This window comes from Cupriavidus sp. SW-Y-13 (assembly GCF_009793345.1).
In the GTDB taxonomy this organism is placed as follows: domain Bacteria; phylum Pseudomonadota; class Gammaproteobacteria; order Burkholderiales; family Burkholderiaceae; genus Cupriavidus.
The window spans coordinates 1,123,809-1,147,920 of the sequence record NZ_WHLX01000002.1; the positions used below are offsets into that span (position 1 = coordinate 1,123,809).

Genomic DNA, 24,112 nt, shown 5'->3' on the forward strand with positions numbered 1-24,112 from the left:
ACATCGACCGCTGCTGGCTTGCTCCCCTCTCCCATGCAATGGGAGAGGGGCTGGGGGAGAGGGCCGGAGGCTCTGCTTGCCGACTTGTCGCAATTTGAACCGTCGGCCCTCTCCCCCGCCCCTCTCCCGCACGCGGGAGAGGGGAGAAAACCGATCAAACCACCCTCCCAAACCACCACAACGACAACATCCCCGCACAAGCCGCCAGCAGTGCCCCTAGCGCCGCGAAAAACGCGGTCACCTCCACTTGGTCGCGTTTGTCGAACGCCAGCCTTGTACCCAGCGAGCGGTAGACCTTCTTCATGCCGCTGGCGTCCTCGATGCGAAAGTAATCGGCGCCCGTGGCATTGGCCACCTGTTTCAACACCGTCTCATCCAGCTTGACGCGCGCGGACCAGCCATCGACGGACAGCACCACGCCTTCCGCGGTGCCCACGCCGACCGTGTAGACCCGCACACCGTGCGCGGCGGCAAGCTCCGCCGCCTGCATGGCGGCCGGGCCGGCATTGCTTTCTCCATCGGAGAACACCACGATGGCGCCGGGCGCATACGAGCCGGGCGCCACGGCATCGGTATCCGCATTGACGTCCGCCCCCTGTGGCCTGCGTGGCAGATCTTCCTCGTTCATCAGCCGCTGGACATCGCCCGCAGTCTGCGGCAGCAACGTGGTCAGGGCCACCAGCATGCCGTTGCCGAGCGCGGTACCGCCCTGCGGCTGCAGGCGCTCGATGGCTGCGGTAGCTTCTTCCTTGCTGCGCGTGGGCGCCTGCGCCACGGCCGCCGTGCCGGCCATGGCCACGATGGCTACCTTGACGCCAGATGGCTGCGCGTCCACCAGATGCTTCGCGGCAACTTGCGCGGCGCGGATGCGGGTGGGCGCCACATCCTTGGCGCGCATGCTGCCGGAGAGATCGATGACCAGCACCACGGTGTCGAGCCGCGACGGTAGCGTCAGGACGGCCTGGGGTCGGGCGATGGCGAAGGTCAACGCGGCCAGCGCCACAAGGAACAGCAGTGGCGCCACGTGGCGCCGCCAGCCCGCTCCACGCCGCGTCGCCAGCCCCACAGTCTTCAGCGCCGGATACTCCACCGCCGTGCGCCGGCGCCGTCCGTCGAGCCAGACATACGCCGCCGCCAGCACCAGCAGCAGCGCCATGAGCCACAGCATGCGCGGCCACAGGAAGCTCAGCACGGGCAATCGGTTGATGGCGTCGATCATGCCGCCCCCCTGGCCATACTGGCGCTCGCCGCAGCCTTCGCGCCCGCCCCACCCTGCCGGTGCCGCCGCTCTCTTGCGAATTGCAGCAGCGCCATGTCCAGGCGCGCGTAGGTGGAGAGCGTGAGGCAATCCACCCCGGCCCGCGCAAAGCCCTCGCGCAATTCGGTCTCGCGCGCCTCGGCGGCATCGGCAAAGCGCTTGCGGAAGGCGGGATCGTGCGTATCGACAAACAACTGCTCGCCCGTTTCCGCATCCTGCAGCACCACCAGGCCCAAATCCGGCAAGGCCATTTCAAGTGGATCGACGAGCCGCACCGCCACCACTTCATGCCGCCGCGCCAGCATCGCCAACGGCGCCTGCCAGCCCGGCGAGCTGATGAAATCGGACACCACGAACAGCACCGAGCGGCGCCGCGCTACGGCACGGCCCCGGTCCAGCAGATCACTCAGGCGGGTATCGCCCGGCGATGCGGCAGGCGTTGCCTGCATGCGGTCGATCAGGTGCAGCAGATGCCGGCGCCCGGCGCGGGCCGGCACCACCGAGGCCGTGGCCTGTCCCGCGCCGCCGTCGAGCACGGCACCCACGCGGTTGCCGTAGCGCGTCAGCAGCATCGCCATGACGGTCGTGAAATCCGCCAGCACGTCGCGCTTGCGCACGGTGCCGGAGCCGAAGTCGATTGACCCGCTCAGGTCGAGCAGGAACCACGCGGCCACCTCGCGATCCTCCTGAAACTCGCGCACATGCGGCTGTTGCAGCCGCGCAGTCACGTTCCAGTCGATATGGCGCACATCGTCGCCGGGCCGGTACTCGCGCAGATCGGCAAGGTCCAGTCCGAAGCCCCGGAACAACGTGCGGTAGTCGCCTTGCAGCAGGCCGTCGAGCCGGCGCACGACCGTCCATTCCAGCCTGCGCAGCAGCGCGTCGGCGTGCCGGCCAGCCGGTGCGGCGGGAGCGGAAGGAACGGGGGCGTCGGGCTCGCGCCGGCGCTTATCGAGCCAGCGCCTGAACATGGGATTCCAGCGGCCGTTCTGGCATCGGCAGCGCCTGCAGGATGCGGTGGACAAGCTGGTCGGCGGTCACGCCATCGGACATCGCCTCGTAGGACAGCACCAGCCGATGGCGCAGCACATCGGGCACCAGATCCACCACGTCCTCGGGCAGCGCGTAGTGCCGGGCACGCAGGAAAGCCAGTGCGCGCGCCCCTTCGATCAGGCCGATGGTGGCGCGCGGGCTGGCGCCGAATGTCACGTAGCGGTCCAGGTCCTCCAGCCCATAGGCGCTGGGCTTGCGCGTGGCCGCGACCACGCGCACCGCGTACTGGATCAGCCCGGGATCGACGTAGACCTTGCGGCACGCCTCCTGCAGGCCCGCCAGCTGCTCGGGCGTGGCGATGGCCCCCACGCCGATACGGGGTCCCGTCACGCGGTTCACGATGACCACCTCTTCTTCCTCGCTTGGGTAGCCCACCAGCACCTTCATCATGAAGCGGTCCACCTGCGCCTCGGGCAGCGGATAGGTGCCCTCGGTCTCGATCGGGTTCTGCGTCGCCATGACCAGGAACGGTGAGGGTACGCGGTGGCTCTCACCGGCAATCGTGACCTGCTTCTCCTGCATCACCTCCAGCAGCGCGCTCTGCACCTTGGCCGGCGCGCGGTTGATTTCGTCGGCCAGCAGCAGGTTGGCGAACACCGGCCCGCGCACCGTGGAGAATTCGCCCGTGCCCTGGTTGTACATGCGCGTGCCGACGAGATCGGCAGGCAGCAGGTCGGGCGTGAACTGGATGCGCTTGAACGTGCCGCTCATGGTGCGCGCCAGCGTGTTGACCGTGAGTGTCTTGGCGAGTCCCGGCACGCCTTCCACCAGCAGGTGCCCGCCGGCGAGCATCCCCACCAGCACGCGTTCGAGAAAGTGATCCTGCCCCACCACCACGCGTTTCACCTCGAACAGCAGGCGTTCCATCAGGTTGGCGCTGTCCACAGCGTCCCGTGCTTGGTCGTTCATAGGCCCCCGCGTTTGTTTAGAAGGGTGAAGATCCGATGGCAGCGCCGGCGCTTTCGATGGTGATCGCAAAGCCGATGCCGATGAAGGTGCCGCTCTGATTCGGGTTGAGGATGGCAGTGACGATGCCCACCACCTCGCCATTCATGTTCACGAGTGGCCCGCCCGAGTTGCCGGGGTTCGCCGCAGCATCGAACTGGATGAGCTTGTCGAGCTTTTGCCTGCGGTCCGGCGAGACGAACTCGCGGTCGAGTCCCGATACCACGCCCGCCGATATCGACGGCCCGATCCCGAACGGGAAGCCCACCGCCACCACCTCGCTGCCCGGCGCCAGGTCGTTGCTGGAACCGAGCACCGCAGCGGGCAGGTCATCGGGAATGGACACAGGCTTGAGGATGGCGAGGTCTTTCTCGGGAATGGCCTGCGCCAGCGTGGCGTCAGCCGTCTGGCCGTTGTGGAACCTCACCTGAATGCGCCGCGCATCGGCCACCACGTGGTAGCTCGTCATGATCATGCCGCTTTCGGTCACCACCACGCCGGAGCCGATATGGCCAGCCTCGTCACGTTCGGCAGGGCTTTCCTTCTGCGGATCGGCCTGTGCCGATTCCTCGCGCGGGGACGGTGCGGGGGCTGGCGCGGGCGCCGCCTTCTTCGACGGGCCGGGTGAGGCGCGCGGCGGCGACTTATGCTGCGGATAGGCTTGCGGCCCCTTGCGCGGGGGCGGCTCGCGCTTCGCCTCGGGGGACGGCGTTGCCTTGGCTGGCTTTTCCTTCGGGGAATAGCTCATGACCTCGACCACGGATTCGCGTACCGCTTCCGCCGCACGGGCCGGCCGCGATGGCAGGGTCTTGGTCTGTAGGGTGTGGAGCACGGCCGCGTCGATATCGGCCTGCGTCAGGGTCCGCTTGGCCGGCTGGGCCAGGTACAGGGAGGCGCCGCCGGCAGCGAGGGCAAGTGCAAGGGCTGCTGCGACACATCCGTAGATCGTCATCCGCTTCATGGCAGCCCTCCCTTCGTGCCCTGGAAAATACAGTACCATCCTCTTAACCACGCGCCAAGGAGCAGGGCATGCAGTTTCTCTGGCCACAAGTGCTCTGGCTGTTGCTGGCGCTCCCACTGCTGGTGGCCGCCTACCTGTATCTGATCGCCCGGCGCAAGAAGGGCGCCGTGCTCTATGCAAGCCTTGCATTGCCACGCGCTGCGCTGGGTCCGCGCCAGCGCATCCGGCGTCATATTCCTCCTACGCTCTGCCTGCTTGGCCTCGCCGCTGCACTGATTGCGTGCGCACGACCCATGGCCACGGTCACGTTGCCTTCCGATGTCATCACACTGGTGCTGGCGATGGATGTCTCGCGCAGCATGGAAGCCACCGATGTGGCCCCGACGCGCATCACCGCAGCGCAACAAGCCGCGCGCGACCTGATTGTGGGATTGCCCGCCAGCGTGCGGCTGGGCATCGTGTCGTTTGCCGGCACAGCCACGGTGGTCCTGCCTCCCACGGGCAACCGGCAGGACATGATCGACGCCATCGACCGCTTTCAGTTGCAGCGCGGCACCGCCACGGGCAGCGGACTGATCCAGTCACTGGCCGTGCTGTTCCCCGATGACGGCATCGACCTGGAGACGATCCTGTTCAGCACCGAAGCGTCGCGCTTCGGCGCCCGCACCGGTCCGCTGGACGAAGCCGCCGCGGCCGATGCCGCCCGCAAGCGCGAGCAGGAGCGCCCGCCCGTGCAGCCCGGCTCCTATCGCCATGGCGCGATCATCCTGCTCAGCGATGGCCGCCGCACCACCGGCCCCGATCCCATCGACGCTGCCCGCATGGCCGCCCAGCGCGGCGTGCGCGTCTACACGGTAGGTTTCGGCTCCGCGCAGGGCGGCGCCGCCGGCGAGCCCAGCCTGTCCTACTTCATGCAACTCGACGAACCTTCATTGCGCGCCGTGGCGACGATGACCGGTGGCGAATACTTCCAGGCCGGATCGGCAGCCGACCTGTCGCAGGTGTACCGCCAGCTCAGTGCACGCTTCGCACTCGAACGGAAGGAAACGGAAGTCAGCGCCCTGCTGGCTGCGGCGGCGGCCGCGCTGCTGTTGCTGGCGGGCGGGTTGTCGATGATCTGGTTCCGGCGCTAGGGCCCCACTATGGCCCGGATCGCATGCGCGGTCAGCCCGCCTGCCCCTCTCCGTCGTCGCGCCGCCATTGCCGGCGTTGCGTCCACAGCCGTTTCAGCACGGGCAGGCCCAGTCTCCCCAGACGCCACCCGGCCCTGGCGTGCCCGTGCGTGTCCACGAGCAGACTCAGCGCGCGTGCATAGTCGCGCACCAGTCCGGGTGTCCACGCCATGGTCTTGCCGCGCTTGCGGATCTGCGCCGCCAGCCATAACTCCGGCGTCAGCATGACCTGCAGCAGCAAGCCCCACGTGTGGCGATTGCCGCGCTGCCGCATCAGCGCCCCTTCCACCGCAGCCTCCAGCGCACGGGCCACGCTGACCGCACAGTTCCGGTAGGTCAGGTTGTAGGTGGTGTCAGCGCTCCACGCGTGCCAGAAGCGTTCCAGTCGCGCGGCGTCGTAGTTGCGCAGATGCACGCGCGCCGTGGACTCTCCGCGCCGGGCCGCCTCGGACGCGTAATCCGGCTCGAACATGCCGGCCACGTCGTTGTCCGCCGAGGCACGCAACGCCTGCGTCACGCTTTCGGGCGTACGGCTCAGCGGTTCTGCCGGATCAAAGCTGATGTAGATGCCCTCGGGAGACTCCAGCGCCGTGTGCCCTGTCCAGATCGCGCCATTCGCGTCCACAGCCGCGATATAGCGATCGATCAGCGGCCGGCGGCGCAGCCGCTGCCCGGCGCCCGAGGGCGTCCAGACATGAACGGTCAGTGCCGGCGCGCCCGTGTCGGCCACCGGGGGCACGTGGCGGGGCGGCGGAAACAGCAGCGTCTTGGTGACCTTGTGCACGGGCGCCTGTTCGGCATCGGCCGCCCAGAGCGGCGGCGCGGTACGGCGCTCCTGCGGCTCCACCCGGCCCTGGCGGCGACGCGGACCGTGCATCAGGCTTTCGATGGTGGCGGTCTCCGGGACGCGCATGGCCCGGTAGGCCAGCATGACCATGCTCCAGCCGCCGAACAGCAGCCACATCGACAGCGCATAGGGCACGGTGCCCGCGTAATGTGTGGGCCAGGGCTGATAGAAGAAGATGGCAATCAGGATTTCCAGCACGCCCATGCCCACGGCCCAGCGCCATCGCGGAAACCGCACCACGCTGGCCGAGACGCACTGCAGCAGGCCATCGACCAGGAACAGCGTGCCGAAGATCATCGACAGCCAGAAATTGCCGTGATGGTGGCCCGCCAGCACCAACGATGCTGCCAGGCAGAGTGACAGTGCCTTGAAGATGCGCATGGCGCGCATGCCGCCGGCCCCGACAAAGGCCACCACAAGCGTGCCCACGCCGGCCAGGAGCAGCAGCATGGCGAACAGTTCCAGCGGAAAGAACCGCGCGCTGTCGAGGCCATCGACGAACAACGCCACGCCGGCCGCAAGAAACGCGATGCCGAGCCAGAACATCCCCCGCGCGCGCTCGCGCAGATAGTCGAACCCCAACAGGATCAGCACGAGGCGGATCATCGTTTCCCCAGGCGACGGTCTCCTCGCGGATTCTAGCCACAACGTTGCGCCTGCGCGACCTTGTACTACTATCGTCACATCGCCGCCGCCCGGCAGTGCCGGGCATGCCGGCCCTTCCGATGCAGGCCATCCGTCCCAGGAGAGACCCATGCAGTCAGCAGGCAGCCGGTTCATAGGGGTGGCAACGATAGTGACCGTGGCCTATCTCGCCGTCGGCGCCCTGTCGAGCGCGATGTCCGCCAGCGAGACGCAGGCCATCGCGGTCTGGCTGGCCTCCGGGGTCAGCTTCGGCGCCTGGCTGGCCTGTGCACCGGGCCGCCGGATGGCCGTGCTGGTGGGCACCGCCCTGGCGTCGCTGCTCTGGGGGCTGGCGGCCCATGACCTGGACGTGGTGGCCGCCGTCGTGTTCGCGGCCATCGAGACGGGCACCATTGCGCTGGGCGCGTGGATGGCCACGCGCGGCCAGCGCGAACCGCCACAGCCCTTGCTGCAGGCGGCCCTGATGGTGACCGGCGCCGTTGTCACCGGCGTGGTGGGCGCCACGCTGGCCAACGAGTTCTGGCGCTGGCTTCGGCCGGATACCCAGACCTTTGCCGCCGAGTGGCGCGCGTGGGCTTTCTCTACCATCGTCGGCATCCTGCTCGTCTCGCCCGTCATTACCGGTTTTCGTGGCTTTGCGATCAAGCGCTCAGGCGGCATGCCGATGAAGCAGTTCGGTGCGGGGGCGGCCATGTTTGCATTGTTCCTGCTGACCACGCTTGTCGTATTTCATCGGAGCATGCACTTCCGGTTCGACAGCATCGCCCCTACCCTGACCTACCTGCCGATGCCGTTCCTGCTGCTGGCGTCGATGTTCTGGGGGCCGCGCGGCGGATCGGTGGCCACGTTGGTGGGCGCGGTGCTGATCATCTGGCTGACCGCCAACGGCGGCGGCCCCTTCGCGGCCAACGAGGGATTCCAGGGCGAAGCCGTGATCGAGGTGCAGGCCTACGTCTGGGTCTGGGCGGTGCTGCTGCTCGTGGGGCGCGCCCTCAACGAGGCGCGCCGGCTGGCGCTGACCACGGCCCGCGAGTGGCAGTTGCGCTACGAGCGCACCTTGCAGGCCACGGGCGTGGCCAGCGTGGAGTTCGATGCCGTCACCGGTGCGGCGGTCTGGGGCGAATCGGCCCATGCAGTGCTGGGACCGGAAGCTACCCAGTTGCGCAATATCCGCGACTGGCTCGACCGTGTGGACGCGGCCAACCGCCCCTTCGCACAGGCGGGCTGGGACGCCGTGGCCAGCGGCCGGCACGACACCAGCAACGACGCCTACGAGGTGCATCTCGACGGCCGCAACCTTCACGTCCAGGCACGCCTGGCGCCGGTACGCGGCCCCGATGGTGCCGTGGAGCGCGTGGCATGCCTGCTGCGCATGGCGAGCGGAGCGCAGCATGCGTGAACCCGGCGTGTTCCTGATCCATGGGCTCGGCGGCACCCAGTACGACCTCGGGTCCATGCACAAGCGGCTCAAGAACGCTGGCTTCGTCACCCACTCGCTCACGCTGCCGGGCCATGGCACGCAGCCTGAGGATCTGGCCCATGTGCGGGTCGAAGACTGGCTCGACGCCGTCCGCGCGAAGTACCTGGAAGTGCGCGACCAGCACGACGTGCTGCACCTGATGGGCATGTGCATGGGTTCGCTGCTGGCCGTGGAGACCGCCAAGCGCGAGCGCCACGCCAAGGGCAAGCTTGTGGTGCTGGCGCCGCCGGTGTACATCGATGGGTGGGCCACACCCTGGTATCGCGCCGCACGCGCCCTGCTCTACCACGTACCCGGCGTGCCGGCGCGCATGAAGGTTATGGAGGAAGACCCCTACGGCATCAAGAACGAGCAGTTGCGCGCCATCGTCAAGGCCAAGTTCGAGCGGGGCGAGAATTTCCACTATGGCTGGGTGCCGCTGGCCTGTATCCGCGAGGTAGACCGCCTGCGCGCATTCGTGATGAGCGGGCTCGAACGGATCGTCTGTCCGACGCTGGTCGTACACGCGCGCGAGGACGAACTGACCAGCCTGCGCTCGGCGTCCTATCTCGTGGAACATATCGGCGGCAAGACGCGCGCGGGACTCGCCCGGATGGTGGTGCTGGAAGACAGCTATCACATGGTCTGCGTGGACAACGATCGGGAAATCGTGGCGCGCAACGTGCTGGAGTTCCTCGATGCCACCACGGCGGCGTCGCTGGGCATGGGACCGGTGGATGCCGCCATGGCGCCTGCCGACATCGTGACGCTGCTCGGCACGGTGCGCCAGTGGCTGGAAGCCGGCGATTTTGCCGCGCTCTTTGCGGCAGGCATTCCAGACTTTGCATGGTTGCAGCCGGGCGCCAACCGTACCTCGGGTGCGTGGCGCGGCAGCAAGGGACTGGCACGGCTCAAGCGCTGGGCGCAGTCGGACCCGCCGCTACGCTTCAGCGCCTTCGGCATACCAAGCCTGAACGCCGGCGTGGCGGTGCTGCCCGCAACGCTGCAGGCCGGCAACGCACTGGCCTCGCCGGGCGTACTGGCCGTGGCGCTGCGCGCGGGCAAGCTGCTCGAAGTGCGATGGTTTCCGGACGACGTAGCGGCGGAAGACCGTTACTTCGGCGGCGCACCCGCCACCGACGGGCCAACGGCACTGGAGAAGGCGTTTGCCGATGCCGCCGCCGGCTCCAAAACGCTGCGCCAGGCGCCGGACAACGACACGCTGCTGGCGCTGTACTCGCTCTACAAGCAGGGCAGCGTCGGCGACGTCACCGGCGAGCGCCCCGGCATGATGGACATGGTGGGCCGCGCAAAATGGGACGCGTGGTCGGCCCGCAAGGGCACCGATGCGACGGATGCCATGCAGAAGTACGTTGATCTGGTGGGGGAGCTGAAGGCGCGGGAGACGGTGGCGGTGTAGGTTTGGTTTTGTTTGCTCCCCTCTCCCGCATGCGGGAGAGGGGCTGGGGGAGAGGGCCAGCGTATCATGCACTAACCACGCATCGGCATAGCGACGTCTGGCCCTCTCCCCCACCCCTCTCCCACTTCATGGGAGAGGGGAGCGCATAACAAGCGGCTTTGGCTTTACGACACGCACATCCCCACAATCGCGGATAATGCCGAACCTCCTTCCCTCCCCTGCTGTCATGCCCAGCACCACCCGCCGCCGCATCGACCTCACCACGCTGTTCCTGCTGACATTCCCGCCGCTGGCCTGGGCTGGCAATGCCATCGTCGGACGCCTCGCCGCTGGCACCATTCCGCCCATCACGTTGAATTTTGTGCGATGGGTACTGGCCGGGCTGCTGCTGGCGCCGTATGCATGGCGCGGCGTGGTGACACACCGTGCCGCGCTCCGGCAGCATGCGGGGGTGCTCTGCGCCATGGGTGCGCTGTCGATTGCCAGCTACAACGCGTTCCAGTATCTGGCGCTGACCACCTCCACGCCGATCAACGTCACACTGATTGGCGCGTCCACGCCGCTGTTTTTGCTGATCATCGGCGCATTGTTCTTTGGCGAACGTGTGAAAGGCTGGCACGTTGCCGGGGCGCTGCTGTGTCTGGTCGGCGTGTCGTTTGTGCTGGTGCGGGGCGAACTGGGACGCTTGGCGCAACTCGATTTCGTGGCGGGCGATTTGTTCATGCTGGCCGCCACGGTCACGTGGAGTGCCTACACATGGCTGCTGCGCAAGCAGCGCCCCGACCTGCCGTTGCCCGTACTGCTGTTCGCGCAGATCGTGGTGGGAGCCATCGTCAGCCTGCCGTTCACCGCGTGGGAGCTGGCCACGCTCGATCATGCGCTGCACTGGAACCCGAAGGTCGCGGGCATCCTGCTCTATGTGGCCACCATCCCGTCGCTGATGGCGTACTTCATCTGGGATCGCGCCATCGCGCGGGCCGGTGCGCAGTTGCCGGTCTTCTTCATCACGTTGACGCCATTGTTTGCCGCCCTGCTTTCCACGCTGCTGCTGGGCGACTGGCCGCGCTGGTATCACGCGGCCGGACTGGTGTTCATTGCAGCAGGCATCGTCCTGGCGCAGCGACGGTAGCCGCGCCAGTCTCCGGACTAGCGGCTCAGCGGCCCAGACTCAGGTCCATGATCATTCGCGCGCCCAGGTAGAGGCGCCGCGGGATGGCATCGATGACGATGTACTCATCCGAGTTGGTGTGATAGCCGACGCCGGGCAGCCCCATGCTTTCCAGCACGGGCTTGCCTGACAGGGCCGCATAGGCGGCATCGCTGCCGCCGCCCGTGCGGACCTCCGAGACGGCGATCTGCCCGCCCACTTCGGCGTAGATGGACCGGCCCTTGGCCGCCAGCGCCCTGCCTGCGTCGGAAGCATTGAACGCCGGGCGTCCCCGCAGCACATCGATCGTGATCTCCGAGCCCGGCAGGAATTTCTGCTGCGCGCGCTCGTTCAGCATCGACGTGATCGCATCCAGATCCTGATTCCTGCCATAGCGCATGTCGGCGGTCAGCGTGGCCTGCGCGGGAATGGCATTCGAGGCCGAGCCCGCGGAAGCCAGTGTCCAGTTGAAGCGGATCTCGCGATCCTTGTTGTCGATATCCTGCGTGCGCAGGATCAGGCTGGCGGCTTCGGTCAGCGCGTTGACACCGGCTTCCGGTGCCACGCCTGCGTGCGAGGCTTTGCCGTGGATGGTAGCCGTGGCGTGGGCGATGCCCGAGGTGGCCAGACCGAAGCCTTCATTGGATGCCAAGGCTGGCTCGTGCGACAGCACGTAGTCATGGTTGGCCGACAACGTCTGGATCAGGTCGCGCGAGCCGAACGAGCCGGTTTCCTCGTCGGTATTGAACAGCACGGTCAGCGTGCCGTAGTCCCGGAAGCCACGCGCATTGAGCAGCGTCAGCGTGTGCAGGATGACCGCGATGCCGCCCTTGTCGTCGGCGATGCCCGGCCCATAGGCCCGGTTGCCTTCCACGCGGAACGGCGCGTTTGCGAGGAAGCCGGGCGGATAGACCGTATCCATATGCGCCATCAGCAAGATCTTGCGCGTGCCGGTGCCCTGCAGTGTGCCGACGATGTTCTGGCCCGCGCTGCCATCGGCGGTCTTGTGGCGCGTCACGGTGGCGCCGAGCGCGGTGAGGCGGCCTGCGAGGTAATCGCCCATCGCCAGCAGGCCGGTCTCGTTGCCGGGGCCGCTCTCGATGTTGACCAGTGCTTCGAGCGTGGCGAGCGCGCCGGCCTGCTGGCCCTGCGACGCCGTGTCGAGTGTGCTGTCGTAGGTAGGCGAGGCGGCCGAGGTATCGCCGCACCCACTGGAAACCAGCACCGCTGCGCCGAGCGCCAGCGCACCGAGTATGTACTTCCGCATTGCTTGTCACTCCTTGTCGAACCCTGCACGCGGCAGGAAAACGGGAATGCCGGCGCCGTGGCGCGCGGATCATCGCGCCGACGTCGGCGCGGGGATTTAGCCTGCAATGCGGAATTCGAAACTTGATGAGAAACAAGGGATAGGTCACGGACCCGGCAGATGCAACGTGGCAGCCAGGCCGCCCAGCGACGACTTGCCCAGCGCAAGTTCGCCACCATACAGCGTGCAGATATCGCGCACGATGGCCAGCCCCAGGCCGCTGCCCTCTGCGGCTTCGTCGAGCCGAGCGAAGGGCTGCACCGCGTGGCGCATGGCGTCGGCCGGCATGCCAGGACCATCGTCCTCGATGCGGATGTGCATGCGCCCTGCATCGCCGTCCAGCGTCACGCGAATCTCGCTGCGCGCCCACTGCCAGGCGTTGTCGAGGAGGTTGCCGAGCATCTCCACAAGGTCCTGCCGATCACCGGAGAACGCCGCCTCGCCATCGATGCGCACACTTACCGGCCGCTCGGCATGCAGGCGTTCCAGCGCGCGCGCCAGCGACGCCACCGCCGGCCGCACCGGCACGGCCGTGCCTCGCGCGGCACCGCCCGCCCCCGCTGCGCGGGCTCGCGCCAGGTGGCGATCCACCTGCTGGCGCATGGCGTCGAGCTGCTGCTGCACACCGTGCGAGGCAGGTTCGGGCAACGCCGCCGCACTGTTCGACAGGATGGCCAGCGGCGTCTTGACCGCGTGGGCCAGATCGGCGGCCTGCCGCCGCGAGCGTTCCACGGCCTGCCGGTTGCGCTCCAGCAACGCGTTGATCTCGTCCACCAGCGGCTGCACTTCGGCGGGAAATGTTCCCACCAGCTCGGAACTGGAACCCGCATGCAGCCCGGCCACGGCAGCGCGCAGGCGCGACAGCGGGGCCAGCCCGAAACGGATCTGCGCCCACACCGCGCCGAGGATGCCCACCCCCAATACGCCGAGCGAGAGCCACAGCAGATGCCGGAACGAGCGTTTGGCGTGGCGCAGTTCGGTACGGTCCAGCGCCACGGTCACGTCGATGGGTGTATCGGTGCCCGCCAGTTGAAGCTTGCGCGACTTTACGAGCAGCGACTGTTCGCGCGGACCGATGCGGATGTCGGCATCGCCGTGGCCTACGGGACGCTCCACCTGCGTGGGGATGTCCACGTCCCACAACGAGCGCGAGCGCAGCGTCTGGTTGCCAGCAGATGCCTGCCAGTACGCGCCCGAATAGGGCAGGTCGAAGCGCGGCTCCGCGGGCTGACGCGTAAGTTCCAGCGTGCCGTCCGCACGCCATTCCAGCGCACCTGCCAGGCTGGCGAGGTCGCGGTCCAGTTCCACGATGTAGGTGCGATCCACATGGCGACCGAACAGCGCGTCGAGTATCCATCCGGTGGTGCAGAGCGTGCCGGCGATCCACAACGCTGCAATGGCGAGCAGACGCCACGCCAGCGACTTGCGTATCACGCCGAGGCCTCCGGATCGCGCAGGCGATACCCTAGCCCCCGCACGGTCTCGATCACATCGACGCCAAGCTTGCGGCGCAGGCGTCCAACGAAGACCTCGATCGTATTGCTGTCGCGGTCGAAATCCTGCGCGTAGATGTGTTCGGTGAGAGTGGTCTTGCTGACGATCTCGCCCTGGTGATGCATCAGGTAATCGAGCACGCGCAACTCATGCGCGGTCAGCGACACGGGCGCGCCGTGCACGCTTACCTGCCCCGTACCGGGCACAAGCTGCACCGGGCCACAACCCAGCGTCGGCGCCACGCGGCCCGCCGAACGGCGGATCAGGGCGCGGATACGCGCCAGCAGTTCCTCGACGCGAAATGGCTTGGCAAGATAGTCGTCAGCCCCGGCGTCGATACCTTCCACCTTCTCCACCCAGCTATCGCGCGCGGTCAGGATCACTACCGGAACGGTATTGCCCGCCTGCCGCCAGCGCCGGAGCACCGACAAGCCGTCGAGCTGCGGCAGCCCGAGATCGAGCACCACAGCATCGTAGGGATACTCCGCGCCCAGGTGCGCCGCGTCGATGCCATCCGCAGCATGGTCGACGGCATAGCCGGCCTGTGCCAGCGCATGCGTGAGTTGCTCCGCGAGCACCGCTTCGTCCTCGACGATCAGGATGCGCATGGCGTCAGGGCTTGCGGGCGCTGTCGAGATCGCGGCCCTTGGCTTTGATCAGCCTGCCGTCACGGGCGTCGTATTCGAGCTTGGCCACGCTGCTGGTGGGCAGCAGGAGCTTGACTTCGTAGGTCCAGACGCCGTCGTCGCGATCGAGTTTTACATCGATCACATCGCCGGTGTACTGACGCGCCACCGTATCGAGAATGCGGGACAGAGGAAGGATTTCGCCGGAGCGCAGCGCGGCGCGGGCGCGGTCGGCATCGGGGTCCGCATGGGCCGGGCCCGCCATGCCCGCCACGCCGAGCATGGCGACGAGCACGCCGGTACGAGCCAGGCGGCTCAGGCTGGATACGTGCGGAAGGAAGGAAAGGTGCGGGGACGTCATGGGGCGCATTGTCGGGGTCGCAACCTGAACAGTACCTGAACAGGCCGCTCAGGCGCCATTCAGGTTGATCCCCGCATCATGCAGCCATGCTCAACGTCCTGCCCCCTGCCATGCCTCCTGCCATGCCCTCTTCCACGACATCAGACCGCCCCACTCGCCATGGCCATCGCATGAACCGGCTGGGCGTGGCGCTTGCCCAGTTCATGCCGCTGGCCGTGGCGATGGCTGTGGCGGGCCTGCCATTCTGGTTCCAGACAGCAGGCTTCTGACGTGGCAAGGCTTCTGTCGATGCGTCAGTAGTAACCGCGCGGACGGGCCGGTTCCACGCCCCCCACGCTGGTCATGTACGTCTTCCACTGGGCAACCAATGCGTCGAGTACCGTCTGGTTGCTGGCGGACACGTCGGTGGTCTCGCCCCGGTCCGTCTTCAGGTCGAACAGCTCCCAGTGACCGTCCGCAGGACCACTCGGCGGCTCGGTCCACAGTGCCTTCCAGCGGCCATCGGCACTGCGCAACTGGGCGCGCCCATACGATTCCTCGCCAAACGCCGTGGTGCGCACCTCGCCCGCTACTTCGCCGCGCAGCAGCGGCAACAGCGACTGACCCGTGATGGGCCACACATTGCGGCCGTTGTAGACCACCTTGCCCTTGTTGGCATCCACGCCTGTCGAAGCATTGACGGCAGCCGGCGCGGCCTGCGTCGGCAACGCGACGCCCGCCACGTCCAGGAAGGTCGCGGTATTGTCGGTCACGTGCGTGAAGGCGTTCAGCGTCGGCTGTTGCGCGGTCTGCCCCGGCAGCTTGGCAATCATCGGCGTGGAGATACCGCCCTCGCCCATGTAGCCCTTCAACTGCCGGAACGGTGCGGCGCTGACCTCGGCCCAGCGCAGGCCGTACTGAAGCTTGGGCACCGATTGCAACCCGTTGTCCTTGCCCAGCGCGGAGAACGCCGGCTCCTGCGCGTTGGCCGTGTCGTAGGCGGTGGGGTCGGTGCTGTTGGGCCAGCCCTCGGCGCCGTTGTCCGACTGGAACATGATGAAGGTGTTGTCGTACTCGCCGATGTCCTTCAGGTGCTGCACCAACAGGCCGATGTTGTAGTCCAGGTTCTCGACCATGCCCGCATAGATTTCCATGTAACGCGCCTGCACCTTGCGCTCGTCGGCGGACAGGCTTGCCCAGGTCTTGTTGACGTAACCGGCACCGTAATCCGTGTAGCCTTGCGCGGGACCGTTCAGCGCATTGATGTACTTCGCACCCGCGGTGCCGTTCGCCGCGCTGCCCGCCGATGCGGTCAGCGTCTCAGGCGCGCCGCCAAACGCATTGAAGTCGGCGGGCAGGATGCCCAGCGTCTTCTGGCGCGCGATCCGTGCATTGCGGACGGCATCATAGCCCGCGTCATAACGGCCTTTGTATTTGCTCAACCAGGGTTCCGGCACCTGCAGCGGCCAGTGCGGCGACGTGTACGCGGCGTACGCGAAGAATGGCTTGCCGTCGGCCTTGTTGGCATCGATGTACTGGATCAGCTTCTGTGTGTAGAAGTTCGTCGAGTAGAACGTGGCAGGCGAGCCACCCGTGCCGCCCGCCTGGCCGGGCTGCCCCGGCTGCACATACTGGCCATCCTCGGTGTAGTTCTTCGAACCGGCAGCCTCATGCGCGAAGTGATTCGACGCGGCACCGCCCAGCAGCGCGTAGCTGCGCTCGAAGCCCCATTGGTCGGGCGTTTTGCCCAGCGATGCGGCCGATCCGGCGATCCCGTTGCCCAGGTGCCACTTGCCGGCCATATACGTGTGATAGCCAGCGTCTTTCAGCAGTTGGGCCACCGACAGCGAGCTGTCGTTCAGGTAGCCCTCATAGCCCGGCAAGCCCTTGCGCTCGTCGTTTGGCGCGCCCATGGTGCCTTCCCCCACGAGGTGGTGATCCGTCCCGGAGATCAGCATTGATCGCGTGATGGCGCAAACGGTGCCCGTGTGGTGGTTGGTCAGGATGCGGCCGGATGCCACCAGCGCGTCAAGGTTCGGCGTATCGATCTCGCCGCCGAATGCCTTGATGTCCGAATAGCCGAGATCGTCGGCCATGATGTAGAGGATGTTGGGGCGCTTCTGCGGCGTGGTCGGCGTTGGCGTGGCCGTGGTGCCGCCCCCATTGGATGCGATGGGCGTGTTGTTATCCGAGCCGCAAGCGACCAGCCCCGCCACTGCGGCAGCGCTGGCGGCGACGAGTGCCAGCCGGGTAACAAGCGGAGAAGCAAGCGGCGCGCGGCGGCTCGACCGCGCGGATGGGGATGCGTGATGGAATGTCATTGTTGTGGTCACGGCCATGGGAAAGAGCAGCGATGCTATGACGTGGCGGGGCGCCGACGAAGCAACATTTCCGCATGCCGATCTTCGAAAAACGTGCTTGGGGCAACGCCTGATGACGCGCTATGCTGGCGCCCCTGCTGCCCTTTCCTACCGATGGCACGCAACCTGCAGCGCCAGGCTCTCCAGACCCATATCACCCACAGAGGAGAGTCCCCATGGCAAAGCAGTCAGCAGGCAAAGGAAAGGGCGCCACGCCCCACGGCGGCCAGCCGCAAAACCCCTCGCACGGCACCGGCAGCAATGACGATGGCACCTATGAAAAGGCCGTGGCAGACCGCCTTGCCGGCAATCCGGGCCATGTGGGGTCGCCCAGCGTCGGCACGCTGGTTTCGAACGCAGGCAAGACGCTGACCACCAATTCGGGCCTGCAAATGCCCGAGGACGACAACTCGCTCAAGCTCGGCCTGCGCGGCCCGACGCTGCTGGAAGATTTCCACCTGCGTGAAAAGATTACGCACTTCGATCACGAACGGATTCCCGAGCGTGTGGTGCATGCGCGCGGCGCTGCCGCCCACGGCTACTTCGAACTGACCGAGTCGCTGGAAGACGTCACCACGGCCGATATCTTCACGCGCGTGGGAGAGCAGACGCCGGTCTTCGTGCGCTTTTCCACTGTGGCAGGCTCGCGCGGTTCCGCCGACCTGGCGCGCGATGTGCGCGGCTTCGCCACCAAGTTCTATACGCGGCAGGGCAATTTCGATCTGGTGGGCAACAACATGCCCGTGTTCTTCATCCAGGATGGCATCAAGTTTCCGGACTTCGTGCACTCGGTGAAGCCGGAACCGCATAACGAGATTCCGCAGGCCGCGTCCGCGCACGACACCTTCTGGGATTTCGTGTCGCTGCAGCCGGAATCGATGCACATGGTGCTGTGGACCATGTCGGGGCGCGCAATTCCCCGCAGTTTCCGCACGATGGAAGGCTTCGGCGTGCATACGTTCCGGCTGATCAATGCCAAGGGTGAAGCCACGTTGGTGAAGTACCACTGGAAGCCCGTGGCGGGCGCACATTCCCTGATCTGGGATGAAGCGCTGAAGATCAATGGCAAGGACCCGGACTTCCATCGGCGCGACATGTGGAACGCCATCGAGGCTGGCCAGTTCTTCGAGTGGGATCTTGGCGTGCAACTGGTGCCCGAGACCGAGATGCTCAAATTCGGCTTCGACCTGCAGGACCCGACGAAGATCATCCCCGAGGAACTGGTGCCGGTGCGCCGCATCGGGCGAATGGTGCTGAACCGCAATCCCGACAATTTCTTTGCCGAAACCGAGCAGGTAGCCTTCCACCCCGGCCACATCGTGCCGGGCATGGACTTTACGAACGATCCGCTGCTGCACGCGCGTCTGTTCTCGTACATCGACACGCAGATCACGCGCCTTGGCGGCCCGAACTTCCATGAACTGCCGATCAACCGCCCGCTCTGCCCCGTGCACAACAACCAGCGCGACGGCTTCATGCGGCAGACCATCGTGCAGGGCAAGGAGAGCTACCAGCCCAACTCGGTGAGCGGCGGCTGTCCGTTCCTCGCCGGCGACGCTAACGCGTATCACCACTTCCCCGCACCCGCCGAGGATGGCGCGGTAAAGAACCGCATCCGCGCCCATACGTTTGCCGATCACTTCTCGCAAGCCAACCTGTTCTGGCGCAGCCAGTCGGATGTAGAGAAGAAGCAGATCATCGACGCCTACACGTTCGAACTGTCCAAGGTCTTCTCTCCCGACATCCGCGCACGTGTGGTGGGACAGATCGTGCATATCGCACCCGAGCTGGCGCAGGGGGTGGCCGACAACCTTGGCATCGTCGTGGAACCGGTGGGAAATCCTCCGCCCATCGACGACTACGGCATCGACGCGTCGCCTGCGCTGAGTCTCGATTCGCAGCCCAAGGGCGATATCACGGGCCGCAACATCGCGGTACTGGTCAATGATGGCGTGGACGATGATGCCGTGGCGTCCCTGCAATCGCTCGGCACGGCGGCGCGCGCCAACGTCAAGATCGTGGGCCCTCGCGCGACGGGCGTCACGACGGCCAGCGGCGCCACGTTGCCGGTGGACTTTGCACTGGCGTCGGTGGGTTCGGTGCTGTTCGATGCGGTCTACGTGCCCGATGGCAAAAGCCCGCCCGCCGAGCCCGATCCCAACGCACTGCTGTTCATCAGCGAATCGTACAAGCACTACAAACCTGTGGGTGCAGGCGGATCTGGCGCGGCGATGGTCTCGGAAGCCGCACGGCGTGTGGGCCTGGCCGGCGGCTTTGCCGGACCGGGCGTGGTGATTTCCCCGACGGAAGACCCCGCCATGCACCAGGATTTTCTCGATGCGGTGGGGCAACACCGCTGGTGGGATCGACCCGACGCATTGAAGATCCCGGTGTGATGCTGCGATGAAAGGGCCGCGTGTCTGGAGAGCGTCGCTGTCATGACTGCTGCCAATATCGCTCCCTCTGACGCGGCCCGGCAGGATGCGACGGACATGAAGGCGATCGCGCATTTCCTCAAGCGATATACGCTGACGCTATCCACTGCAGAGTCTTGCACGGCGGGCCTGATTGCCTCTCGCATTGCCGAAGTGCCCGGCTGCGGCGCGGTGCTTCGGCTCGCCATCGTCACTTACTCGCCCGATACGAAGACTGCCGTACTGCATGTGCCGCAGGAAACCATCGACCGGCACGGTCTGACCAGCGAGCCCGTGTCGCTGGCGATGGCGCGCGGCATGGCGGACTACACCGATGCCAGTCTGGTCATCGCCAATACCGGGGTGGCGGATGACGGCGCCGACGACGGCACGCCTCCCGGCACGCAGTGCTTTGCGTGGTGGTTCCGCCAGGGCGGCGCCGTGCCGCACGATATCGAGTTCAGCGAAACACGCCGCTTCGGCGGCGACCGCAATGCCATCCGCATCGCTGCCGCCAGCTATGCGCTATCGCGCGTGCAGCACTATCACGCCCTCGCCGTACGCCGATGACGCCCTGCCCCACCGGGCATTTCGGATAAAAGCAGTAAAGATTGCCGTGCCGCCATGGGAGCATTGCGGCTACATGACATCCGCCACATACGCCGCCAAGCCTTGCGGGACGCGGCAATCGCGCCGCGCACGTTGCTGGCAGGGAACTTGCGGACGTGGGGCATATCCGCAACACGCTTCCTGGACCCGGATGCCCCCATGAATCCGCGCGAAACCCTCGACACCATCATCGACCAATGCGTCGATGCGAGCGGCATCCCGCTCCCCGGCAAAGGCGACACACTCGCCCGCTGGCAGTTACTGGCAACCATTGGCACGGAGTTCGGCGCCGTAGGCATCAAGCTCTTCGAGGCCCATGCCGATGCCCTCGCCATTCTGGCGGAAGTGGCCGATGTCACGCCGCCCTCGGCTACGCGCTGGGCGGTGTGGGCTGCAGAACCGCCCGATGCGAAAGTTCTCTGCAAGGTCTCCGTTGATACCGATACGCGTGCGCTCGCTGCGTCCACCCGCATGCGCAACGGTGAGCCGGTATTGCTCAATGGTCGCAAGGCGTGGTGCTCAGGCGCCAGCGGCGTGACGCATGCGCTGTTGACGTGCCATGACAGCGAAGGCGCATCGCGGCTCGCCGTGATCGACCTGCACGGACCCGGCGTGACAATCACCACCGATGGATGGCTCGCCGTGGGCATGGCGGCAACCTGCAGCGGCGATGTGTTGCTGGAGAACTGCCCTGCCCTCTGCATCGGCGGCGATCGTGCCTACCTGGACCGCCCAGGCTTCTGGCACGGCGGCGCTGGCATTGCGGCATGCTGGTATGGCGCGGTGTTGCCACTGGCCGATGCGGTTCGTCGTACCGTCAGCCAGCGCAAAGACCCACACGCTGCAGCACATCTCGGGGCTATCGATGGCGCGCTCGAGTCCGCCGCTGCACTGCTGCGCGAAACCGCCGCGTGGATCGACGCGCATCCTGCCGACAACGCCTTCGTGCCTGCCATGCGCCTGCGCACCGTGGTCGAGGCCGCTGCGCAAACGGTCTTGCACCGCGCGGGCCACGTGCTTGGCGCGGGCCCGTTGTGCCGCAATGGCCGTTTGGCCGCGCTCTATGCAGACCTGCCGGTCTTCCTGCGCCAAAGCCACGCCGAGCGCGACCTCGCAGCTTTAGGGCTTGCCGTGGCCGAACCCGTGACCGAGCCCGAAACCCTTGACAGGTATCGGCTATGAACGCGACCACGAACTTCGACGCCATGTTCGAGCAGGCCGATCCGTGGGGATTCGAAACGCTCTGGTACGAAGCCCGCAAGCGCGACCTGCTGATGGCGGTCCTGCCCGAGAAGCATTACGGACGCGCGCTGGAGGCCGGCTGCGCCACGGGCCGGCTGACCGCCGAACTCGCCAAGCGTTGCGACGCGCTGCTGGCTGTCGACCTGGCCGAGCGCGCCGTGCGCCGCACGCAGGCGCGCATGGCTGCGCATCCGCATGTGAACGTGCGCCGCGCCACGCTGCCCGCCGACTGGCCGCCCGGTTCGTTCGACCTGATCGTGCTGAGCGAGATTGGCTACTTCTTCCAGCGCGACGACTGGCTGGCCACGGCGCGCCATGCGGGCGCCGCATTAAATCCGAACGGCACCATCGTGGCCTGCCACTGGCTGCGCCCCTTTGCCGAGCGCCAGATCGGCACGCGGCAGGTACACAGCGACGTGGCACGCCAGCCGGGCCTGCATCGCCACGTGCGGCATGTGGAACCGGACTTTGTACTCGAAGTCTGGTCACGCAATCCGCAGGCGCTACGGTTCAGGGAGGACACGCCATGATCGGCGTCGTGGTACCCGCGCATAACGAGGAAGATTGTCTCGCGGCATGCCTGACCGCACTGGGTGCGGCGGCGGGCCACCCGGGGCTGTCTGGCGAGCCAGTACTGGTAGTGGTTGTGCTGGACGACTGCACCGACGCATCTCATGCCGTAGTGCAGCGCCACGCCACGACGGGCGTGGCTTGCCTGGCCATCGCGGCCCGCAATGTCGGCGTGGCTCGCCATCACGGCGCCGAGCACCTGCTGGCGCTGAACGCCCGGTGGCTCGCATTCACCGATGCCGACACGTGCGTGGCACCAGACTGGCTGGTCGCCCAGCTCGCCCTGCGGGCGGACGCGGTGTGCGGTCTCGTCACTGTCAACGATTGGAGCCAGCAGCCCGGACACGTGCCCGCGCAGTTCGCCGCGCGCTACTGTCGTGAAGAGAATCACCGGCATATTCATGGCGCCAACCTCGGCATCTGCCCGCGCGCTTACGCCCGCGCAGGGGGCTTTCCGCCGCACGAGAGCAGCGAGGATGTGGCGCTGGTGCAGCGCCTGATCGCCATCAACGCGCAGATCGCATGGAGCACGCAGCCACAGGTGACCACCAGTGCGCGGCGCGAGGGTCGTGCACGCGGCGGCTTTGCCGACCATCTGGCGATGCTCTCCGCGCTACCCGTAGAAGGCGACGCAGGCGTGGTTGCCGCTTCTACACCGCACCGGTAAGAACGGCCGCCGGATTTGCAACGCCGGTCGGTGGCAGGTCGGCACGAACGTCTGGCATGCATCGTGCGATGCAGTCACGTCCGACCTCCCGTTTCTCCCACCAAGCCGAGCGCCAGCATGCCCCAGATCCCCGGACCATTGACCGTCATTTCCCCGCACCTCGATGACGCCGTGTTCAGTTGCGGCGGCCTGATCGCGGCGGCGGCAGACCCTGTGGTGGTCACGGTGCTCGCCGGCATTCCCGATGCAAAGCTTGAAGTACCCGAGTGGGATTGCGCGGCAGGTTTCGACAGCGTCTTGCATGCTGTCATGCATCGACGGCGCGAGGATGCGCGGGGGCTGGCCACGCTCGGCGCACGTCCTGAATGGCTCGATTTTCTCGACGGCCAGTATGGCCGGCCCTACACACCGGATCAGTTGCTCGGCGGCCTGGCGCGGACAGCAGCGCTGCAGCGTGGCGGCACGGTTGCCGTGCCGATGGGCCTGTTTCACAGCGACCACGTGCTGGTGGCCAACGCCTGCCTGCGCATGCACGCCATGGCGCAGGCGATGCACGCGGTGCACTCGGGTGGAGACGGCCAGGCCGATGCGGCACCCGTGCCTCCGCTCCAGTGGATTTTCTATGAGGAAGCCATCCACCGGCGCGTGCCTGGCGTCGTGCAGCGCCGGCTGCAGCACTGGCTGCAACAAGGGCTGCTTGCCACGCCAGTGACGTTTCCGCTCGCGCGTCACCACGTCATCAAGATGCGCGCGGTGGAAGCCTACGAAAGCCAGTTGCCATTGTTCAGCGCGGAACAGCTAGCGGACATCGGCGCGCCGGAACGGTATTGGACGCTGACGACGTAAGCATTCCTTGCTCCCCTCTCCCATGAAATGGGAGAGGGGTTGGGGGAGAGGGCATGAGGCTCTGCTTGCCTAACGCATCGCAATTTGCACCGCCGACCCTCTCCCCCGCCCCTCTCCCGCACGCGGGAGAGGGGAGAAAACCACGGGGAAAACCCAATCAACTCCGATTCAGCGTACGTTCGGGCGACGGCGTGTCCATTGCGTCCGAGCCACTGCGCTGCTGCACGCGAATACCGTTCTCGATATCCCGCACGCCTGACACCGACTCTACGATTTCCTCGATGGTCCGCCGCTCATAGCGGTCTTCCACCGTGCCACCGAGCTTCACCACGCCAGCGGCCACTTCGACCGTGACCTCCGACACGTCGACGTCGGACTCCATGGCAAGCCGATCGCATACGTCGCCCAGCACACGGTCGTCCGGACGGTCGTAACCCTTCATGCCGCGCCACCCGCCTACGCTGGAGGAATGCACCGGTCGCGTGGGATGCGCACGATAACCGGGATCGCCGGGATAGAGCCGTTGTGCGCCGTTGTACGACTGGCCGCCGCTATCGCTATTGCCGAAATAGCCATTGCCGCCATAGCGCGGATCGTTGTCGTTGTCGCTCTCGTCGTACCGCTGGGCGCCTCGATCACGACGGCCATCGTCGGCGCCAAAATCGAAAACGTTCTTCAGGAATTCAAACATGGTGTGCTCCTTGCCATATGCCACAGGGGGCCCCAGATAG

The 24,112-nt window shown here is 66.7% G+C and carries 22 protein-coding genes; 11 read left to right on the plus strand and 11 right to left on the minus strand.

Annotation, left to right across the window (positions count from 1 at the left end; all coding sequences use genetic code 11):
* Positions 1-154: 154 nt before the first annotated feature.
* From GA566_RS20715 to GA566_RS20730, 4 genes are read right to left on the minus strand one after another with little or no spacing between them, the layout of a single operon-like run.
* On the minus strand, positions 155-1,219 hold the full coding sequence (locus GA566_RS20715) for a VWA domain-containing protein (protein ID WP_160473895.1): 1,065 nt from the start codon (positions 1,217-1,219) through the stop codon (positions 155-157).
* Positions 1,216-2,229 (minus strand): DUF58 domain-containing protein, encoded by a 1,014-nt coding sequence (locus tag GA566_RS20720; protein WP_160473896.1) that lies wholly within the window; start codon positions 2,227-2,229, stop codon positions 1,216-1,218. Before GA566_RS20720 ends, GA566_RS20715 begins: the two co-directional genes overlap by 4 nt.
* Entirely contained in the window at positions 2,207-3,220 is a 1,014-nt protein-coding gene (locus GA566_RS20725) for a MoxR family ATPase (protein ID WP_160473897.1), read from the minus strand. The genes GA566_RS20720 and GA566_RS20725 overlap by 23 nt, the downstream gene beginning before the upstream one ends.
* 16 nt (positions 3,221-3,236) lie before the next feature.
* Positions 3,237-4,217, minus strand: coding sequence for a trypsin-like peptidase domain-containing protein (locus GA566_RS20730; RefSeq protein ID WP_160473898.1), 981 nt, complete (start codon positions 4,215-4,217; stop codon positions 3,237-3,239).
* Between the two features lie 68 nt (positions 4,218-4,285).
* Between GA566_RS20730 and GA566_RS20735 the strand changes: the two genes are divergently transcribed.
* Positions 4,286-5,350 carry a VWA domain-containing protein gene (locus tag GA566_RS20735; protein ID WP_137927463.1) on the plus strand — a complete coding sequence of 355 codons (1,065 nt, stop codon included), beginning with the start codon at positions 4,286-4,288 and terminating at the stop codon, positions 5,348-5,350.
* Positions 5,351-5,381: 31 nt separating this feature from the next.
* Here the strand turns inward: GA566_RS20735 and GA566_RS20740 are convergent, their stop codons facing one another.
* On the minus strand, positions 5,382-6,842 hold the full coding sequence (locus tag GA566_RS20740; protein WP_160473899.1) for an HdeD family acid-resistance protein: 1,461 nt from the start codon (positions 6,840-6,842) through the stop codon (positions 5,382-5,384).
* A gap of 148 nt (positions 6,843-6,990) precedes the next feature.
* Here GA566_RS20740 and GA566_RS20745 point away from each other — a divergent pair, with 148 nt between their 5' ends.
* The 3 genes from GA566_RS20745 (at position 6,991) to GA566_RS20755 (ending at position 10,889) form a co-directional block, all read left to right on the plus strand.
* Positions 6,991-8,280, plus strand: coding sequence for an MASE1 domain-containing protein (locus GA566_RS20745; protein WP_137927461.1), 1,290 nt, complete (start codon positions 6,991-6,993; stop codon positions 8,278-8,280).
* Positions 8,273-9,760 (plus strand): acyl-CoA-binding protein, encoded by a 1,488-nt coding sequence (locus tag GA566_RS20750; RefSeq protein WP_237380548.1) that lies wholly within the window; start codon positions 8,273-8,275, stop codon positions 9,758-9,760. The genes GA566_RS20745 and GA566_RS20750 overlap by 8 nt, the downstream gene beginning before the upstream one ends.
* A 226-nt stretch (positions 9,761-9,986) precedes the next feature.
* Positions 9,987-10,889: a DMT family transporter gene (locus GA566_RS20755; RefSeq protein ID WP_137927459.1), complete on the plus strand. Its 903-nt coding sequence runs from the start codon at positions 9,987-9,989 to the stop codon at positions 10,887-10,889.
* A gap of 25 nt (positions 10,890-10,914) precedes the next feature.
* Here the strand turns inward: GA566_RS20755 and GA566_RS20760 are convergent, their stop codons facing one another.
* From GA566_RS20760 to GA566_RS20775, 4 genes are all read right to left on the minus strand, one after another.
* Positions 10,915-12,174 (minus strand): glutamate carboxypeptidase, encoded by a 1,260-nt coding sequence (locus tag GA566_RS20760; protein ID WP_137927458.1) that lies wholly within the window; start codon positions 12,172-12,174, stop codon positions 10,915-10,917.
* A 144-nt stretch (positions 12,175-12,318) separates the two neighbouring features.
* Positions 12,319-13,647 (minus strand): HAMP domain-containing sensor histidine kinase, encoded by a 1,329-nt coding sequence (locus GA566_RS20765; RefSeq protein ID WP_137927457.1) that lies wholly within the window; start codon positions 13,645-13,647, stop codon positions 12,319-12,321.
* Positions 13,644-14,315 (minus strand): response regulator transcription factor, encoded by a 672-nt coding sequence (locus GA566_RS20770; protein WP_137927456.1) that lies wholly within the window; start codon positions 14,313-14,315, stop codon positions 13,644-13,646. The genes GA566_RS20765 and GA566_RS20770 overlap by 4 nt, the downstream gene beginning before the upstream one ends.
* 4 nt (positions 14,316-14,319) lie before the next feature.
* Positions 14,320-14,694 (minus strand): PepSY domain-containing protein, encoded by a 375-nt coding sequence (locus GA566_RS20775; protein ID WP_160473901.1) that lies wholly within the window; start codon positions 14,692-14,694, stop codon positions 14,320-14,322.
* An 86-nt stretch (positions 14,695-14,780) separates the two neighbouring features.
* On the opposite strand from GA566_RS20775, the gene GA566_RS20780 reads away from it, so the two are divergent.
* Positions 14,781-14,963, plus strand: coding sequence for a hypothetical protein (locus tag GA566_RS20780; RefSeq protein ID WP_137927454.1), 183 nt, complete (start codon positions 14,781-14,783; stop codon positions 14,961-14,963).
* Positions 14,964-14,987: 24 nt separating this feature from the next.
* Here GA566_RS20780 and GA566_RS20785 read toward each other — a convergent pair whose 3' ends face one another.
* Positions 14,988-16,994 (minus strand): arylsulfatase, encoded by a 2,007-nt coding sequence (locus GA566_RS20785; protein ID WP_160473902.1) that lies wholly within the window; start codon positions 16,992-16,994, stop codon positions 14,988-14,990.
* A gap of 215 nt (positions 16,995-17,209) precedes the next feature.
* Here GA566_RS20785 and GA566_RS20790 point away from each other — a divergent pair, with 215 nt between their 5' ends.
* From GA566_RS20790 to GA566_RS20815, 6 genes are all read left to right on the plus strand, one after another.
* On the plus strand, positions 17,210-19,429 hold the full coding sequence (locus GA566_RS20790; protein WP_160473903.1) for a catalase: 2,220 nt from the start codon (positions 17,210-17,212) through the stop codon (positions 19,427-19,429).
* A 42-nt stretch (positions 19,430-19,471) separates the two neighbouring features.
* Positions 19,472-20,017 (plus strand): CinA family protein, encoded by a 546-nt coding sequence (locus tag GA566_RS20795; protein ID WP_160473904.1) that lies wholly within the window; start codon positions 19,472-19,474, stop codon positions 20,015-20,017.
* A 198-nt stretch (positions 20,018-20,215) separates the two neighbouring features.
* Positions 20,216-21,238, plus strand: coding sequence for an acyl-CoA dehydrogenase (locus GA566_RS20800; protein ID WP_160473905.1), 1,023 nt, complete (start codon positions 20,216-20,218; stop codon positions 21,236-21,238).
* Positions 21,235-21,828 (plus strand): class I SAM-dependent methyltransferase, encoded by a 594-nt coding sequence (locus GA566_RS20805; RefSeq protein WP_160473906.1) that lies wholly within the window; start codon positions 21,235-21,237, stop codon positions 21,826-21,828. The genes GA566_RS20800 and GA566_RS20805 overlap by 4 nt, the downstream gene beginning before the upstream one ends.
* Positions 21,825-22,535: a glycosyltransferase family 2 protein gene (locus GA566_RS20810; protein ID WP_160473907.1), complete on the plus strand. Its 711-nt coding sequence runs from the start codon at positions 21,825-21,827 to the stop codon at positions 22,533-22,535. The genes GA566_RS20805 and GA566_RS20810 overlap by 4 nt, the downstream gene beginning before the upstream one ends.
* A gap of 117 nt (positions 22,536-22,652) precedes the next feature.
* Entirely contained in the window at positions 22,653-23,381 is a 729-nt protein-coding gene (locus GA566_RS20815; protein ID WP_137927447.1) for a PIG-L family deacetylase, read from the plus strand.
* Positions 23,382-23,538: 157 nt separating this feature from the next.
* Here GA566_RS20815 and GA566_RS20820 read toward each other — a convergent pair whose 3' ends face one another.
* A complete protein-coding gene (locus GA566_RS20820) occupies positions 23,539-24,072 on the minus strand; it encodes a BON domain-containing protein (RefSeq protein ID WP_160473908.1) in 534 nt (177 codons plus the stop codon).
* Positions 24,073-24,112: the final 40 nt, after the last annotated feature.